Source organism: Brevundimonas sp., assembly GCF_036732845.1.
GTDB lineage: Bacteria > Pseudomonadota > Alphaproteobacteria > Caulobacterales > Caulobacteraceae > Brevundimonas.
Genome location: NZ_DAINBO010000014.1, coordinates 46,493 through 62,165, shown reverse-complemented (window position 1 = coordinate 62,165; position 15,673 = coordinate 46,493). Strand labels below are relative to the sequence as shown.

The following is a 15,673-nucleotide window of genomic DNA, read 5'->3' as shown; positions in this document are numbered from 1 at the left end:
AGCGGCGCGGCGCCAAATACGGCGTCGTCACCATGTGCATCGGCGGCGGCATGGGAGCCGCGGGCCTGTTCGAGATCTACTGAGGCGGTCAGCCGCGCCCGTCGTCCGCGACGACCGGCGCAACCTTCAGTGCACTGACGAAGGCGTCGCGCCAGTGGGCGACATCGGTGTCGCGCACCACCCGCATCAGGGCCTCCCACCGGCGCCGACGTTCCTCCAACGGCATGGTCAGGGCCTTGAGGATCGCGTCCGACAGCTCTTCGCGGCTGAACGGATTGACCAGCAGGGCCTCGCCCATCTGTTCGGCCGCCCCGGCGAAGCGCGACAGGATCAGCACGCCGGGGTCAGCGGGGTCCTGGGCCGCCACATATTCCTTGGCGACCAGGTTCATCCCGTCGCGCAGCGGCGTGACCAGACCGACGCGGGCGGCGCGATACAGACCCGCCAACTGGTCGCGGCGATAGGTGCGGTTCAGATAGCGGATCGGCTGCCAGTCCATCTCGGCGAAGGCGCCGTTGATGCGGCCCGCCAGGGCGTCGAGGCGGGCGCGGATGTCCTGATAGGTCTCGACCTCGTCGCGGCTGATCGGCGTGACCTGCAACAGGAAGACGCCCCCGCGCCATGACGGATTGTCCTGAAGGAACTGCTCATAGCCCAGCAACCGCTCCTCCAGCCCCTTGGAGTAGTCCAGCCGATCGACGCCGACGACCATCGCGCGCGCGGCCGCGGACGCCGTCATGCGGTCATGGGCGCGCCGGCCCCCGGCCGAGGCCGTCGCCTTCAGGAAGCTGTCCACATCGATGCCGATGGGGAAGATGCCCGTCTGAACCCGGCGGCCGAAACACTCCAGCCCGCCCTGCCCGTCCAGTTCGCCGCCAGCTTCGGACACCACATAGTCGCGGAACAGGTCCAGCCATTCCTCGGTGTGAAACCCGATCAAGTCATAGGCGAACAGCGATTCCACCAGCCGTCGATGGTGCGGCAGGGTCACCAGCAACTGCCGCGCCGGCCAGGGCGTGTGCAGGAAGAAGCCGATCCGGTTGGTGATCCCCAGCCGCCGCAGATCCCGCGCCAGGGGGATCATGTGATAATCGTGGATCCAGATCAGGTCGTCCGGTTCGATCAGCGGCGCCAGCACCTCGGCGAAGCGGCGGTTCACCCGCTCATAGCCTTCGCCATATGATCGTTCGTTGGCGGACAGATCGACCCGGTGATGGAACAGGGGCCACAGGGTCTTGTTGGCGTAGCCGTTGTAATATTCGTCGACGTCCTGGGCCTCCAGATCGACCAGGGCGACCTTCACCCCCGCCCGGTCCTGATGCGTCAGTTCGCCGGTGAAGGTCTCGACCGTCTGGCCGGACCAGCCGAACCACAGGCCGTCATAGGTCTTCAGCGCCGCCGACAGGGCCATGGCCAGACCGCCCGCCGATCCGGCCGCGGGGTCGGCCGGGGCCGAGACCCGGTTGGAGACGACGATCAGGCGGCTCATCGCACATCCGTCCACGAACGGCTCAGCAGGACGGCGCAGTTGATGACGCCGACCAGCGAATAGGTCTGGGGGTAGTTGCCCCACAGTTCGTCCGTCTCGACGGCGATGTCCTCGCTCAGCAGACCGGCATGGGTGCGACGGCTCAACATCGCCTCGAAGATCTCGCGCGCCTCGTCGGTGCGGCCGTTCTGGTGCAGGGCCTCGATGAACCAGAAGGTGCAGAAGTTGAAGGCCGTCTCCGGTTCGCCGAAGTCGTCCGGCTCGACGTAGCGGAACAGATAGGGTCCCTTCTTCAGGTCGCGTTCGATGGCGTCGAAGGTGGCGACCTGGCGCGGGTCCATCGGGTCCAGAAACCCGATGTCGGTCAGTTGCAACAGGCTGGCGTCCAGCTCGCGCCCGCCGAAACTGGCGCCGAAGCGGCCTTCGTCGGGCAGGAAGGCCTCGGCTTCGATCCGGGCACGGATGATCGTCGCCCGCTCGCGCCAGACCTCGGCGCGCGCGGCCAGGCCCAGATGCTCGGCCGCCTTGGCCAGACGGTCGCAGGCGGCCCAGCACATGGCCGAGGAATAGGTGTGCACCCGTGCGATGGTGCGGAACTCCCACAGGCCCGCATCGACCTGGTCGTGCATGACGAAGGCGCGTTCGCCGACCTTCTCCAGCGCATGGAAGTCCTCGACCGCGCCGGGCCGCAGCAGGCGCAGGTCGTAGAAGCTCTGGACCAGCGGCAGAACAATCTGTCCGTACACGTCGTGTTGCAGATGCTCGCGCGCCTGATTGCCGACGCGCACCGGCTTCATGCCGCGATAGCCCTGGACCGTCTCGACGACGGATTCGTCGATGTCCTCTTCCAGGCCGACGCCATAGACGGGTTGGACATGACCGCCGCCCGAGGCGTCGACCAGGTTCCTCAGATAGCCGAGATAGTTCTCCAATATGTCCACCGCGCCCAGCCGGTTCAGGGCGCGCACGACGTAATAGGCGTCTCTGATCCAGCAGTAGCGATAGTCCCAGTTGCGCCCGCTCTGGGGAAACTCCGGCACCGAGGTGGTCATGGCGGCGACGATGGCGCCGGTCTCTTCATGCGCGCAGAGCTTTAGCGTGATGGCGGCGCGGATCACCGCCTCCTGCCAATCCAGCGGCAGGTAGAGTTTGCGCACCCAGTCCCGCCAATAGGCGACGGTTCGCTCCAGAGCGGCGGCGACGCCGGGACCGACGTCCTGATCATAGCCCTCGTCGGGACCGAAGAAGAAGGCCAGCGGGCGCTCCAGCCGGAACAGCCGCTCTTCGGTGACGTGCGACACCGGGCAGTCCGTGGTCAGACGGAAGACCGCCCCCGTGCACAGATAGCGGACATGGTTCGACCCCGTGGTCCGCTCGGCCGGCCGTGCGCCCCAGTCGGCCGAGGGCCGCAGCCGCACGCGGATGCGCGGCGTCCCTTGCAGCGGTCGGATCAGGCGTCCGAAGGCCAAGGGCCGATAGGTGCGGCTATGTTGGGGATGACGCGGGGCGAAGTCCAGGATTTCGACCGCCGCGCCGTCCTCGGCCGTCAGCACGGTGCGCAACACCGGGGTGTTGCGGACATAGGCCTGGGCGACGTGTTTCAGCCCCTCCATCCGCACGTCCCAGAAACCGTGCTCGGGATCGTCTCCGTCCATCAGGGCCGAAAAGACCGGATCGCCGTCCACGCGCGGGGCGCAGGCCCAGACGTAACGGCCGTCGCGATCGATCAGGGCGCTGACGGCGCAGTTGCCGATCGGGGCCAGGTCCAGGTTCGGCCGGGTCATGCGGGCGCCTCGGCCAGGGCTTCCAGCCAGGCCAGCACATCGCCCTGTCGCGGCAGGCGCCATGACGCCGCCGTCGGACGCGGCGGCCCGACCAGCACGCCGCATCCGCCCAGATCGACGGCGGCGCGGAAGGCGTCCTCGTCGGTCAGATCGTCGCCCAGCATGACCGGCGTCGCCCCCTGGAACGGCGCCAGGGCCATGAAGGCCTTCAGCGCCGCGCCCTTGTCCGCGCCGGGCGTGCGCAGCTCGACCACCATGTCGCCGCGTTGCAGGGTCAGGCCGGTGACCGCGGCCAGGTCCAGCGCCAGGTCCAGGGCGGCGTGGGCGTGGTCGGGGACCAGACGATAGTGCAGGGCCGTGGACAGCCCCTTGTCCTCGACCCGCGCGCCGGGACGCGCGCGGGCGAAGTCGCGGAAGGCGGCGACCGCGTCGCCCAGCGCCGGATCGGCGACAGGGCGTCGGACCTCGCCGCCTTCGCGTCTCTCCAGCCCGTGCACCCCCGCGACCGAGGCGACGGCGCCGTCGGCGATGCGGTCGATCTCGGCGATCGTGCGGCCGCTGAGGATCGCCAGCCGCCCTTGCAGCCTATGCCCCAACCGAACCAGCACGGCGGTGCGGCGCGGATCGGCGGTCACCGCCTCTGGCGTCGCCTCGATCGGGGCCAGGACCCCGTCCATGTCGAGGAACAGGGCGACGTCGCCCAAGGCGGGCAGCGGCGGGGGCAATAGATCGGCGTATCCGGCGGGCGTCGGCATGAGTCCTTGGGTGATGTCGGGGGTCCAGGTCGCTGAACGCGTCAGAACGGCGAAGGTTGTCAGAAAAATCCGCCCCGGTTGTGAAACCGGCCGCCCTGGTGCAATTCGCCGCCATGACCGGCGACATCCCCGCATCGAACCCCGAGACCATGGCGGCCATGACCGAGCGCGCCCGCGAGGTGGTCCGGCTGAACATCGCGGCGCTGGAGGCGCTGGAGCGGTCGATCGACGCCAGCCTGGCGCGGGCCTGCGACGTCATTCTGGGGCGGCCGGGCTATGTCGTGGTCACCGGCATGGGCAAGTCGGGGCACATCGGCGGCAAGATCGCCGCCACCCTGGCGTCCACCGGCACCAACGCCTTCTTCGTGCACCCGGCCGAGATGAGCCATGGCGACCTGGGCATGCTGCGCTCGGACACGACGCTTCTGGCCATCTCAAACTCGGGCGAGAGCCGCGAACTGCGCGATCCGCTGATCTTCTGCCAACGGAACGGCATTCCGGTGATCGGCATGACGCAGCGGGGGTCCAGCTTCCTGGCCCGCCACTCGGCCGTGACCCTGTTGATGCCCAGCGTGGCCGAGGCCTGCCCCAACGGCCTGGCGCCCACCACCTCGACCCTGATGACCCTGGCCCTGGGCGACGCCCTGGCCATGGTGCTGATGGACCGGCGCCAGTTCTCGGCCATGGATTTCGGCCTGCACCATCCGGGCGGCTCGCTGGGCATGAGCCTGCAAAGCGTGCGCGAATGGATGGGCGACAATCACGCCGCCCCCGCCAGCGTGTCGGCGACGGCCAGTTTCGCCGAGGTCGTCTCGGCCATCACCGAGGGGCGCAAGGGGGCCGTGGCGGTTTTGCGCGGCGACGGGACCCTGGCCGGGATGATCACCGACGGCGACGTGCGCCGCGCCTTCGCCCAGGACATTTCGGCGCTGACGGCGGCCGACATCATGAGTCCCAATCCGATCACCGTCGATCCCGACGCGCGGATGAGCGACGTCGTCGACCGGCTGGCCGCCAACCGGATCAACAATCTGTTCGTCGTCGACGGCGGCCGACCCGTCGCCATCGTCCATATCTCGGAGCTGATCCAGGCCGGCTACGTCGCGTGATCTGGGCGTGATCTGGGCGCGCCCTCGGCCTGACCGAGACCTGACGCGCGGTTGACCGCCTGTCGGCGTGGTGGGATACCGCCGAGGTCCGAGGGGGATGGGTGTCGAAGACCGGTTCTGTATGAAATCCATCTGCATAGACGGCTTCAACCTGGCCCTGGCGAAGGGTTCGGGCATCGCCACCTACGGACGCAACCTGCTGACCAACGCCCAGGCGATCGGCCTGGGGACCCAGGTGCTGTACGGTCCCGGCGCGCCGTACCGGAAGAATCCGGTCCTGAACGAGATCGCCCTGATCGACGCCGCCAAGGGGAAGTCGCAGCCCTGGCTGATGCGGCACGCCCAGATCTACGGCACGCGCTTCGGCCGCGCCGCCCGGCCGATCCGGCCGACCGGCGAGGTGATCTGGCCGCGCGCGGCCGGCGGAATGCCCAAGGCCGACTTCTTCTGGACCTCGCGCGACCTGTTCCGCCAGGCCAACGCCGCCTTCGCCCGTCACCGCACCTTCACGCCGCTCGGCTTCGACGGCCAGGGGGCGGGAGGCGCGGTCGAGCAGGCGCCGGATGTGATGCACTGGACCGCCCCCTTGCCGCTTGAGGCCAAGGGCGTGCCCAACATCTACACCATTCATGACCTGATCCCGCTGCGCCTGCCGCACACGACGCTCGACAACAAGGCCGCCTTCCTGGCCCAATGCCGCCGGATCGCACGCCGGGCCGACCACATCGCCGTGGTGTCGGAAAAGACGCGCGAGGACGTGATCCGCCTGCTGGACGTATCCGAGGACCGGGTCACCAACACCTATCAGTCCGTCAGCGTGCCGCCCGAACTGGCCGAGCGGTCCCAGACGGACGTCGCCCGCGAGCTGGAGGGGGTCTTCGGCCTGGGGTGGAAGAGCTATTTCCTGTATTTCGGCGCCATCGAGCCGAAGAAGAACCTGGGCCGGATCGTCGAAGCCTATCTGGCCTCGGGCGTCGACAGCCCGCTGGTCGTCATCGGCGGCCGGGCCTGGCTGGAGCAGGGCGAGACGGCCCTGATGACCCAGATCAAGGCTTCCGAGAGCATCGTGGCCAGCAAGCTGCTGCCCTATGAATACATGCCCTTCGCCATGCTGGTCAGCCTGATCCGCGGGGCCAAGGCGACCCTGTTCCCGTCGCTGTACGAAGGCTTCGGCCTGCCCGTGCTGGAATCGATGGCCCTGGACACCGCCGTCCTGACCTCGACCGGCGGCAGCCTGCCCGAGGTGGCGGGCGACGCGGCCCTGGTGGTCGACCCCTATGACGTCCCGGCGATCACGCGCGGCATCCGCGCGCTGGACGCCGACGAGGCGCTGCGCGACGACCTGGTCGCCAAGGGCCGCGTCCAGGCGGCGAAATTCTCGCCCGAAATCTATCAGGCGCGCCTGCGCGAACTGTACGCCAAAGTCGGGGCGTGATGCGCGGGGAGGTTCTGTTCGACGCCAGCCGCCTGCTCAGTCGAACCGAGCGGGGGGCGCCGACGGGCGTGGACCGGGTCTGTCTGGCCTATGCCGAATGGCTGCTGTCGCTGCCGGGGGTCAAGCTGACGCCGGTGCGGTCCAAGCGCGACGCCCTGATCGTCGTCGATCCCGTATGGTTCGCCGAAAGCGTGGCCGAGATGCGCGAGAAATGGGCCGGGGAGCACGCAGCGCGCGCCCTGACGGCGCACGAACGGCGTCTGTTCGACATGCTGCGCGCGCCGACGCCGCCGCCGCAATCCCTGCTCAGCCCGCCGCCCGAGCCGGAGATCGAGACCAAGGTCGCGCGCCCGCGCCGAGTGTGGCGCCAGTTCCTGAACTCGCGCCCCATGCCCTGGGACCTGAAGGGCGAGCTTTATTTCAACGTCGGCCACACCAGCCTGAACACGCCCGGCATCCTGACCAGCCTGGCCGCCCAGGGGACCGAGCGGGTGGTGATGATCCACGACCTGATCCCGGTGACCCACCCCGAATTCTGCCGCCCCGGCGACAGTCTGAAGCACCGCCGCCGCGTGCGCATCGCCCTGGCCCACGCCTCGCGCATCCTAGTGAACTCTCAATACACGGCCGACGCCGTGACCGCCTTCGCCACCGCCGAGGGGCTGTACGCCCCGCCGATCACCGTGGCCCACCTGGGCATAGAACCGGCCTTTCACCGCAACGGCGGACCCAAGGGCCTGCCGCCCTATTTCGTGCACATCGGCACCATCGAGGCGCGCAAGAACCTGGCCTTCCTGCTGACCGTCTGGCGGCGGCTGCGCGAGCGGATGGGACCGGATGCGCCGCGCCTGGCCCTGATCGGCCGCTACGGCTGGGAGAATGAGGCGGTGCTGGACCATCTGCAGCGGTCGCCGGCGATCCAGGGCCTGGTGCATCAGGCGTCCGACCTGCCCGACGCGGCCCTGGTCGAGTTGATGCGCGGCGCACGCGCGGTGCTGGCCCCGTCCGAGGTCGAGGGATTCGACCTGCCCGCCGTGGAGGCCTGCGCCCTGGGCGTGCCCCTGATCGCCTCGGACATTCCGGCGCACCGCGAACTGACGCCCCACGCCCAGTTGATCGACCCCCTGGACGGTCCCGGCTGGGTCCGCGCCCTGGAAGCGGCCACGCGCCGCGCGCCCAAGGCGCCCCAGCCCTATGCCGCTCCGACCTGGGACGACCATTTCGAGACGGTGCGGACGGCGCTGAAACGGCGGCGTTGAAACGAACCTTCGTCGCGCCACTGGTCCCTCGCCGGAAAGGCGATTAAGCAAGGGGCCGAGCGAACACCCGAGGCCGCATGTCGCGTTCCATCCTGACCTTGATGATCCTGGCCGCCCTGGGCGGCTGCTCCACCCTGCCGCGCGACGGGCCGTCGGGCCGGGCCGTGGACCGGGGGGCCGCGGCGCCCGACGCCCTGGGCGGCTACGCCCTGGTCAATCTGGACTATGGCGTCAGCGAGCAGATCAAGACGATCCCGCCCCGTTTCTTGGGCAGCCTGGCCGACGCGACCAGCGAGGCCCCGCTGGACATCATCGGCGTCGGCGACGCCCTGGCCGTGTCGGTGTTTGAACCCTCGGGCGCCCTGTTCGGCCGCGGCTCATCGTCCGGCAGCGCCAACTCCAGCGCGGCTGGCGTGCAGGGCGCGTCCGGCAATCTGCCCGCCGTGGTGGTGGACCGCGACGGCTCGGTCGGCATCCCCTTCGCCGGGCGCATCCGCGTCGCGGGCATGACCCCGCCCCAGGCCTCGGAGGCCATTCGCCGCGCCCTGCTGGGCAAGGTCGGCAACCCCCAGGTCATGGTCGCCGTGGCCCAGAACAACTCCAACACCGTCACCGTGCTGGGCGAGGTGCGCCAGCCCGGCCGCGCGCCCCTGGGTCTCAGCGGCGACCGCATCCTGGACGTCCTGGCCGCGACCGGCGGGGCGACCCGCGCGGTCGAGGACGCCGTGGTCAACATCCAGCGCGCCGGACGCACCTATTCGGCCCCGCTCAGCGTGGTTTCGACCGACTTCAACGAGAACGTCCGGCTGATGCGCGGCGACGTGGTCAACGTCACCTATCGTCCGCGCCGCTATTCGACCTTCGGCGCCCTGGGCGCCGTGCGCCAGAACGACATGACGCCCGGTCCCCTGAGCCTGACCGGCGCCCTAGGCGGGGCCGGCGGACTGGATTCCAACCAGGCCGACGCCCGACGGGTCATGGTCTTCCGCTTTGAGCGGCCCGAGGTGGCCCAGGCCCTGGGAATCACCCAGGCGGCGACGCCGCGCGGCGTGCCGGTGGTCTATCAACTGAACCTGGCCGAGACGTCGGGCTTCTTCATCGCCTCGAACTTCATGATCCAGCCGGACGACATCGTCTACGCCCCCCGTTCGGGCACGGCCGAGGCGCGGAAATTCTTCGAATTCGTCCAGACCATCACTCGCGTCGTCTATGACATCTCGGTCACCAGCGCCCTGAACATCGACTAGGGCCATGACGGGGGGCTGGCGCGGCCTGTTCGGGCGACGACGGCGCGAGACCGCCGACGCCCCCGCGGCCGACCCGTTCGCCGGGGCCGAACGCCTGACGCCCGAGCCGGACGCCCTGTCGCTGCGGCTGGACCGGATCGAGGCGACAGCCCTGGCCGTCTATGCCGAGCACGGCCTGCCCACCCGGCGCGGCCATTATCGCAAGGGTCCCCGCGCCGCGCGCTGGAGCTGGGTGGCCGAGCGGCTGAGCGCCGAGGAGCGTTTCGCCCTGGTCCTGGCCCGCCCCCCCGAGAAGGGCTGGCGGCACGGAGCGCTGGAGGACATCGGCGCGCATGAGACGCGCAAACCCAGACTGGTCGAGGCGGCGCGCCTGCTGGCGGGGGTGGCGGCGTTGCGGCGGCGGCTGCGCGAAGGCGCTGTGGCCGAGGATGTCGCCGCCGCCCTGACGCTGGGCGAAGGCTGGCAGGCGTTGAAGGACGCCCAGACCCTGCGCGCCGCCTCGCGCCTGTCGCTGCGTCCGCCCGCGTCGACAGGGCGCGGACGAACCCCTAAATCGCGCCCATGACCGATTCCCGATCTGAAACCATCGCACCGCAGGGCCAACCCGTCGGCCGCGTCATCGCCATGCCCGCCGACACCAACCCCGAGGGCGACATCTTCGGCGGCTGGCTGTTGGCCCATATGGACCTGGCCGGCGCGACCCCGGCCTTCGAACGCGCCCAGGGCCGCTGCGTGACCATCGCCCTGGACGGCATGGTGTTTCACCAGCCGGTCAGCGTCGGCGACGAAGTGTCGATCTACGCCCGCATCCTGAAAACCGGCCGGACCTCGATCCGGGTTCACGTCGAGGCGTGGAAACGCTCGCGCAATCAGGCCAGCGCGGCCCCAGTGCGGGTGACCGAGGGCGTCTTCACCTATGTCGCCATCGACGAGGACCACAAGCCGCGGCCCCTGCCCTGATCGCGCCCGATACCCGACCGCGACACTGGGAAATCTTGACCCCGGCCGCGCCCGGCCCTACCTGACCGGCCATGGCCATCCGTCGCATCCTGACCGTCGACAACGCCGCCGACACGGCGATCCTGAAGCAGGTGTCCGCGCCCGTCTCGGGCGTCGACGCGCCCTTGCGCGCCCTGATGGACGACATGCTGGAGACCATGTACGCCGCGCCCGGCATCGGCCTGGCCGCCGTGCAGGTCGGCGAGCTGAAGCGCGTCATCGTCATGGACCTGGGCGACGGCGAGGTCGAAGGCGAGGCTCAAGAGGGCGCCGAGGACGAAGAGAGGCGCCGCAATCCGCGCTATTTCGTCAATCCCGAGATCACCTGGACGTCCGACGAACTGTTCTCCTACGAAGAGGGCTGCCTGTCGGTGCCGGAATATTACGACGCCGTCGAACGCCCGGCCCGGGTGCGGATTAAATATCTGAACTACGACGGCCAGGCGGTCGAGGAAGAGGCCGAGGGCCTGTACGCCGTGTGCATCCAGCATGAGATGGATCACCTGGAAGGCGTGCTGTTCATCGACCACCTGTCGCGGCTGAAACGCGAACGCGCCGTCGCCAAGGTCAAGAAACACGCCCGGATGGCCGCCTGATGCCTCGTCGCCGCATGAAAAAAGGCTTCAACCGCGTCATAGACGCCTCGGGCCGCCGTCGCCTGACGCGCGGTGAGAAGGTCGGCGTGGCCTCGATCGCCACCCTGGTCGGCGTCGCCGCCATGGGCGTGATCGCCGGCCTGTTGATCGACCGCTTGTTGGACTTCGATGACGTGCTGGACGCCGGCGGCGAATGGGATGAAGGCGGCGGCGTCTTCACGCGCTGGGACTAAGACTTTACGCCTCCTAACGCTCGCGGCGCGGCCGCTCGCTATTTGAGGGGCTTTCTTGTTTGCCCTAACGCTCGCGGCGCGGCCGCTCGCTATTTGAGGGCGGAGCAGCCCGGGATCAGCCAATGCGCCTCGCCTTCATGGGCACACCTGAATTCGCCGTGCCGTCCCTGGCCGAGCTGATCGCCGCCGGGCACGAGATCGCGGCCGTCTATTCCCAGCCGCCACGCCCCAAGGGGCGGGGCCAGAAGCTGACGCCCTCGCCCGTCCACGCCTTCGCCGAGACCATGGGCCTGCCGGTCTTCACGCCCGAATCCATGAAGGCGGCCGAAGCGATCGAGACCTTCCAGAGCCTGGACCTGGACGCCGCCTGCGTGGTCGCCTACGGCCAGATCCTGAAGCGCGAAGTGCTGGAGGCGCCGCGCCTGGGCTGTTTCAACCTTCACGGCTCCCTACTGCCGCGCTGGCGCGGGGCGGCGCCGATCCAGCGCGCCGTCATGGCCGGAGACGCCCAGACCGGGGTCCAGATCATGCGCATGAGCGAGGGCCTGGACGAGGGACCGATCCTGCTGTCCGAGGTCCTGCCGATCCGCGCCGACGACACCGCCGCCTCCCTGGGCGACCGCATGGCGACCGTGGGCGCCGCCCTGTGGCCGCGCGCCCTGGCGGCCATCGAACGCGGCGCGGCGACCGAGACGGAACAGGCGGGCGAACCGACCTACGCCAAAAAGATCACCCCCGCCGAGGCCCGCATCGACTGGACCCGGCCGGCGGCCCAGGTCGACGCCCATATCCGGGGCCTGTCCCCCTTCCCCGGCGCCTGGTTCGAGGCGCCCTCGCCAGAGGGTCCGGTGCGGGTCAAGGCGCTGATGTCGGCCCTGGCGGACGGATCGGGCCCGCCGGGAGCGGTGCTGGACGAAGCCCTGACTGTCGCCTGTGGCCAAGACGGCGAAGGGGGCGCGGTGCGCCTGATCCGGGTTCAGCGGGCGGGCAAGGGCGCCCAGTCGGCCCAGGAGATGCTGCGCGGCTTTCCCATCACGCCGGGCGCGATCCTATTTTGAAAAGCCGAACTCTTTTCCGAGCAACAACCACAGTTGCTCGGCGCTATCGCGTGTGAGTTGGATCGTTTGACTCTGCTTTCTCGGCTTTTCTCGCACGTCGGAGCCAAGCGTATCGATTTGCAGAACTCGGTGCGCTCCATCACCAAAGGTCCCATAGTGACCAATCACTTGGGTCGGTTGTAGTTTGAACGTCCGTCGGTCGAGGCGCTGAAAGCTCTTGATGACCGTCATGGGAATCTCCGAATGCCTCGTTATCGCGCCACCGTGGAGTACGACGGCTCGGCCTACAACGGCTTTCAGGCCCAGGCGGATCAGCCGACCGTCCAGGGCGCGATCGAGACCGCCATCGCCGCCTTCTGCGGCGAGAGCGTGCGCATCGCGGCGGCTGGGCGCACCGACACCGGCGTCCATGCGACGGGTCAGGTGATCAGCTTCGACCTGGAGAAGGCCTGGCCCGCGCGCACGGTGATGAACGCTCTGAACGCCCACATGATCCAGGAAGCGACGGCGATCCTGGATTGCGCGGTCGTGGACGACGACTGGCACGCGCGCTTCTCCGCCGTCGGCCGACGCTATCTGTACCGCATCCTGAACCGTCCCGGCCGCCCGGCGCTGGATCGGGGGCGGGTCTGGCACGTGAAGGGCGAACTGGACGTCGCGGCGATGAACGCGGCGGCGGCGCACCTGGTCGGACAGCACGACTTCACCACCTTCCGCGACGCCGGCTGCCAGTCGGCCAGCCCGGTGAAGACGCTGGACGTCGCCCGTGTCGAACGGGTCGGCGAAGAGGCGCACCTGCATTTCGCCGCGCGCAGCTTCCTGCATCGTCAGGTGCGGTCGATGACCGGGTCCCTGGTTCAGGTCGGTCTGGGCCGCTGGACGCCCGATGATCTGAAGGCCGCGCTCGAGGCCCGCGACCGCGCCGCCTGCGGGCCGGTGGCGCCGTCGGACGGTCTGTATCTGACCGGGGTCCAATACGACTGAGGCCCCGGATCGCTCCGGGGCCTCGTCATTCAGATCGGGTCTGAAGCCTGGGATCAGGCCTCGTCGCCGGGGGTCTCGACCTTGCCGGTTTCCGGCACCACGGCGCCCTTGGGCGCGCGGGCGGTCTGACGCTCGGCGATGCGGGCCGACTTACCGCGACGGTCGCGCAGGTAGTACAGCTTGGCGCGACGCACCACGCCGCGACGCTTGACCTCGATGGATTCGATGTTCGGCGACAGGATGGGGAATTTCCGCTCCACGCCTTCGCCGAAGGAAATCTTGCGGACCGTGAAGGTCTCGTTCACGCCGCCGCCGTCACGGGCGATGCAGACGCCTTCGAAGGCCTGAACGCGCTCGCGCTCGCCTTCCTTGATCTTGACGTTGACGCGCAGGGTGTCGCCGGGCTGGAATTCCGGGATCTTGCGGTCGCCCAGGACGCGGGCTTTTTCTTCGGCAGCGAGCTGCTGAACGATATTCATATCTATTCTCCTCGGGCTTTAGCGCCCTTTAGCTGTCATTTGGCGGGGCGAGCGGCCCAGAGGTCTGGACGCCGTTCCCGCGTGGTCGTCTCCCGCTGTTCCTGACGCCACCGTTCGACCTTTTTATGGTCGCCCGACAGCAGGACCTCGGGAATCTCAAGCCCCTCGAACGTCCGCGGTCGCGTGTACTGCGGATGCTCCAGAAGCCCGTCCTCGAAACTCTCGGACGACAGGCTTTCGCCTGAGCCGAGCACTCCGGGGATCAGTCTTACGCACGCCTCGATCGCCACCATCGCCGCCGCCTCGCCGCCGGCGAGAACCGCGTCGCCGACGGCGACCTCCTGGAACCCTCGGGCGTCGAGCACCCGTTGGTCCACCCCCTCGAACCGGCCGCACAACACGACGATTCCGTCGGCCTTGGCCCAGTCCTTGACGCGCGCCTGGGTCAGGGGCCTTCCCCGGGCGCTCATGTACAAAAGCGGCCGTTTGGGACCCGTCAGGCTGTCGACAGCCCGGGCCACAACATCTGCTTTCAGCACGGCTCCAGGACCGCCACCCGCGGGGGTGTCGTCCAGGAAGCCGCGCTTATCTGTCGAAAAGTCCCGAATGTCCACCGTTTCCAGCGACCACAGGTTTCTCTCGCGCCAGGCCGTGCCGATCAACGACACGCCCAGCGGTCCCGGAAAGGCCTCGGGGAACATGGTCAGCACGGTGACGGCATAGGGCGCGACGGGGGTCATGGCGGCGGCTCATAGCGCATTTGCATGCACGGGCGGACCTATTTCAGCGCCAGCGTCACCTGTTTGACGTCCACATATTCGTCGATGCCGTGGATCGAGCCTTCGCGGCCATAGCCGGACTGTTTGACCCCGCCGAACGGGGCGACCGGGGTGGAGATGAGACCGGTGTTGATCCCGCACATCCCCGCCGCGATGCCGCGCCCCATCCGCATGGCCCGGTCCAGGTCGCGGGTGAAGACATAGGAGGCCAGGCCGAAGTCGCTGTCGTTGGCCTTGCCCAGCGCCTCGGCCTCCGTATCGAACGGGAAGACCGGGATCAGGGGACCGAAGGTCTCCTCGCGCCGGAACAGGGCGTCGTCGCCGCCCAGGGTCACCGTCGGCTGGAAGAAGCGGCCGCCCAGCGCATGCCGTTTCCCGCCCGTCAGGACGCGTCCGCCCGAGGCGACGACGCGCCTCAGGTGATCCTCGACCTTGTCGAGCGCCTTGTCCTCGATCAGGGGACCGACCTTGACCCCCGGCTCGAAGGCCGGGCCGACCGGGATTTTCGCCACCTCGGCGGCCAGCTTCTGGGCATAGGCTTCGGCGACCGACGCCTGAACATAGGCCCGGTTGGGACAGACGCAGGTCTGGCCCGAGTTCCTGAACTTGCCCTTGATCGTCTCGGCCACGGCCAGGTCGATGTCGGCGTCGGCGAAGACGATCAGGGGGGCCGCGCCGCCCAGCTCCATCGACACCCGCTTCAGGGTCGGGGCGCACTGTTCGGCCAGCATCCGCCCCACGGGCGTCGAGCCGGTGAAGCTGAGCTTGCGGATCAGGGGCGAGGCGGTCAGCACCCCGCCGATGGCCGCCGCGTCGCCGGTGACGACGTTCAGCACGCCCTTGGGCAGGCCCGCCTGATCGGCCAGTTCGGCCAGGGCGATGGCCGTGAACGGGGTCTGGGACGCGGGCTTGACCACCGCCGTGCAGCCGGCAGCGAGGGCGGGACCCAGTTTGCGCGTCAGCATGGCGGCCGGGAAATTCCACGGCGTGATCAGGGCGCACGGACCCACCGCCTCGCGGAAGGTCAGGATGACATGGCCCAGGGGGCTGTCCTGGGTCTCGCCGATCAGGCGTTCGGCCTCGCCCGCGAACCATTTGATGAAGCCGTTGGCGTAGGCGACCTCGCCCTTGGCCTCTTCGAAGGGCTTGCCGTTCTCCAACGCCATCAGAGCGGCCAGACCCTCGACATTGTCGTCGATCAGCCCGGCCCAGGCGCGCAGAAAGGCGGCGCGCCGGTGCGGGTCCGACCGGGACCAGTCGGCGAAGGCGTCATGGGCCGCCTGGACCGCGCGTTCGACCTCGGCCGGGTCGAGGGCGGGGACGTGACCCAGCGTCTCGCCCGTGGCCGGGTCGTCGACGACGAGGGTCCTGGCCGATGTCACCGCCTCGCCCGCGATCAGGGCGTGCTGGCGCAGCAGTTTCAATCCGGCAGCGCGGGGATCGGCCATGACGGAGCCTCCTTCAGGA

At 69.1% G+C, this 15,673-nt stretch carries 18 protein-coding genes; 11 read left to right on the top strand and 7 right to left on the bottom strand.

Features of this window, described 5'->3' with window-relative positions; all coding sequences use genetic code 11:
* A partial coding sequence (locus tag V7D63_RS07315) for a hypothetical protein (RefSeq protein WP_333591610.1) occupies nucleotides 1-83 on the top strand: 83 nt, incomplete at its 5' end.
* A gap of 5 nt (nucleotides 84-88) precedes the next feature.
* Here V7D63_RS07315 and V7D63_RS07310 read toward each other — a convergent pair.
* Genes V7D63_RS07310 through otsB form a run of 3 tightly spaced genes read right to left on the bottom strand, consistent with a single transcriptional unit; the run spans nucleotide 89 to nucleotide 4,028 of the window.
* Nucleotides 89-1,489, bottom strand: coding sequence for an alpha,alpha-trehalose-phosphate synthase (UDP-forming) (locus V7D63_RS07310; RefSeq protein ID WP_333591609.1), 1,401 nt, complete (start codon nucleotides 1,487-1,489; stop codon nucleotides 89-91).
* A complete protein-coding gene (locus tag V7D63_RS07305; protein ID WP_333591608.1) occupies nucleotides 1,486-3,273 on the bottom strand; it encodes a glycoside hydrolase family 15 protein in 1,788 nt (595 codons plus the stop codon). Before V7D63_RS07305 ends, V7D63_RS07310 begins: the two co-directional genes overlap by 4 nt.
* Nucleotides 3,270-4,028: a trehalose-phosphatase gene (otsB, locus tag V7D63_RS07300; protein ID WP_333591607.1), complete on the bottom strand. Its 759-nt coding sequence runs from the start codon at nucleotides 4,026-4,028 to the stop codon at nucleotides 3,270-3,272. Before otsB ends, V7D63_RS07305 begins: the two co-directional genes overlap by 4 nt.
* 80 nt (nucleotides 4,029-4,108) lie before the next feature.
* Between otsB and V7D63_RS07295 the strand changes: the two genes are divergently transcribed.
* The 9 genes from V7D63_RS07295 to fmt all read left to right on the top strand — a co-directional run bounded on the left by V7D63_RS07295 (nucleotide 4,109) and on the right by fmt (nucleotide 11,964).
* Nucleotides 4,109-5,137 (top strand): KpsF/GutQ family sugar-phosphate isomerase, encoded by a 1,029-nt coding sequence (locus tag V7D63_RS07295; RefSeq protein ID WP_333591606.1) that lies wholly within the window; start codon nucleotides 4,109-4,111, stop codon nucleotides 5,135-5,137.
* A gap of 121 nt (nucleotides 5,138-5,258) precedes the next feature.
* Nucleotides 5,259-6,572, top strand: a complete 1,314-nt coding sequence (locus tag V7D63_RS07290) for a glycosyltransferase family 4 protein (RefSeq protein ID WP_333591605.1) — start codon at nucleotides 5,259-5,261, stop codon at nucleotides 6,570-6,572.
* A complete protein-coding gene (locus V7D63_RS07285) occupies nucleotides 6,572-7,831 on the top strand; it encodes a glycosyltransferase family 4 protein (protein ID WP_333591604.1) in 1,260 nt (419 codons plus the stop codon). Before V7D63_RS07290 ends, V7D63_RS07285 begins: the two co-directional genes overlap by 1 nt.
* Nucleotides 7,832-7,908: 77 nt before the next feature.
* Nucleotides 7,909-9,078, top strand: coding sequence for a polysaccharide biosynthesis/export family protein (locus V7D63_RS07280; RefSeq protein ID WP_333591603.1), 1,170 nt, complete (start codon nucleotides 7,909-7,911; stop codon nucleotides 9,076-9,078).
* A 4-nt stretch (nucleotides 9,079-9,082) separates the two neighbouring features.
* The gene (locus tag V7D63_RS07275) at nucleotides 9,083-9,643 is read left to right on the top strand and encodes a hypothetical protein (protein ID WP_333591602.1); all 561 of its coding nucleotides are present in this window, start codon (nucleotides 9,083-9,085) and stop codon (nucleotides 9,641-9,643) included.
* The gene (locus V7D63_RS07270; RefSeq protein WP_333591601.1) at nucleotides 9,640-10,038 is read left to right on the top strand and encodes an acyl-CoA thioesterase; all 399 of its coding nucleotides are present in this window, start codon (nucleotides 9,640-9,642) and stop codon (nucleotides 10,036-10,038) included. The genes V7D63_RS07275 and V7D63_RS07270 overlap by 4 nt, the downstream gene beginning before the upstream one ends.
* Before the next feature lie 71 nt (nucleotides 10,039-10,109).
* Nucleotides 10,110-10,673, top strand: a complete 564-nt coding sequence (gene def, locus V7D63_RS07265; protein ID WP_333591600.1) for a peptide deformylase — start codon at nucleotides 10,110-10,112, stop codon at nucleotides 10,671-10,673.
* Nucleotides 10,673-10,906: a hypothetical protein gene (locus V7D63_RS07260; RefSeq protein ID WP_333591599.1), complete on the top strand. Its 234-nt coding sequence runs from the start codon at nucleotides 10,673-10,675 to the stop codon at nucleotides 10,904-10,906. The genes def and V7D63_RS07260 overlap by 1 nt, the downstream gene beginning before the upstream one ends.
* A 122-nt stretch (nucleotides 10,907-11,028) precedes the next feature.
* The gene (gene fmt, locus V7D63_RS07255) at nucleotides 11,029-11,964 is read left to right on the top strand and encodes a methionyl-tRNA formyltransferase (RefSeq protein ID WP_333591598.1); all 936 of its coding nucleotides are present in this window, start codon (nucleotides 11,029-11,031) and stop codon (nucleotides 11,962-11,964) included.
* On the opposite strand, the gene V7D63_RS07250 is transcribed toward fmt, so the two are convergent.
* Nucleotides 11,956-12,195, bottom strand: coding sequence for a hypothetical protein (locus V7D63_RS07250; protein WP_333591597.1), 240 nt, complete (start codon nucleotides 12,193-12,195; stop codon nucleotides 11,956-11,958). The genes fmt and V7D63_RS07250 overlap by 9 nt on opposite strands.
* Nucleotides 12,196-12,207: 12 nt before the next feature.
* Between V7D63_RS07250 and truA the strand changes: the two genes are divergently transcribed.
* Nucleotides 12,208-12,948 (top strand): tRNA pseudouridine(38-40) synthase TruA, encoded by a 741-nt coding sequence (gene truA, locus V7D63_RS07245; protein ID WP_333591596.1) that lies wholly within the window; start codon nucleotides 12,208-12,210, stop codon nucleotides 12,946-12,948.
* 53 nt (nucleotides 12,949-13,001) lie between these two features.
* Here the strand turns inward: truA and rplS are convergent, their stop codons facing one another.
* From rplS to V7D63_RS07230, 3 genes are read right to left on the bottom strand one after another with little or no spacing between them, the layout of a single operon-like run.
* On the bottom strand, nucleotides 13,002-13,427 hold the full coding sequence (gene rplS / locus V7D63_RS07240) for a 50S ribosomal protein L19 (protein WP_333591595.1): 426 nt from the start codon (nucleotides 13,425-13,427) through the stop codon (nucleotides 13,002-13,004).
* A gap of 35 nt (nucleotides 13,428-13,462) precedes the next feature.
* The gene (gene trmD, locus V7D63_RS07235; RefSeq protein WP_333591594.1) at nucleotides 13,463-14,167 is read right to left on the bottom strand and encodes a tRNA (guanosine(37)-N1)-methyltransferase TrmD; all 705 of its coding nucleotides are present in this window, start codon (nucleotides 14,165-14,167) and stop codon (nucleotides 13,463-13,465) included.
* Nucleotides 14,168-14,205: 38 nt separating this feature from the next.
* Nucleotides 14,206-15,654, bottom strand: a complete 1,449-nt coding sequence (locus V7D63_RS07230) for an NAD-dependent succinate-semialdehyde dehydrogenase (protein ID WP_333591593.1) — start codon at nucleotides 15,652-15,654, stop codon at nucleotides 14,206-14,208.
* Nucleotides 15,655-15,673 lie beyond the last annotated feature (19 nt).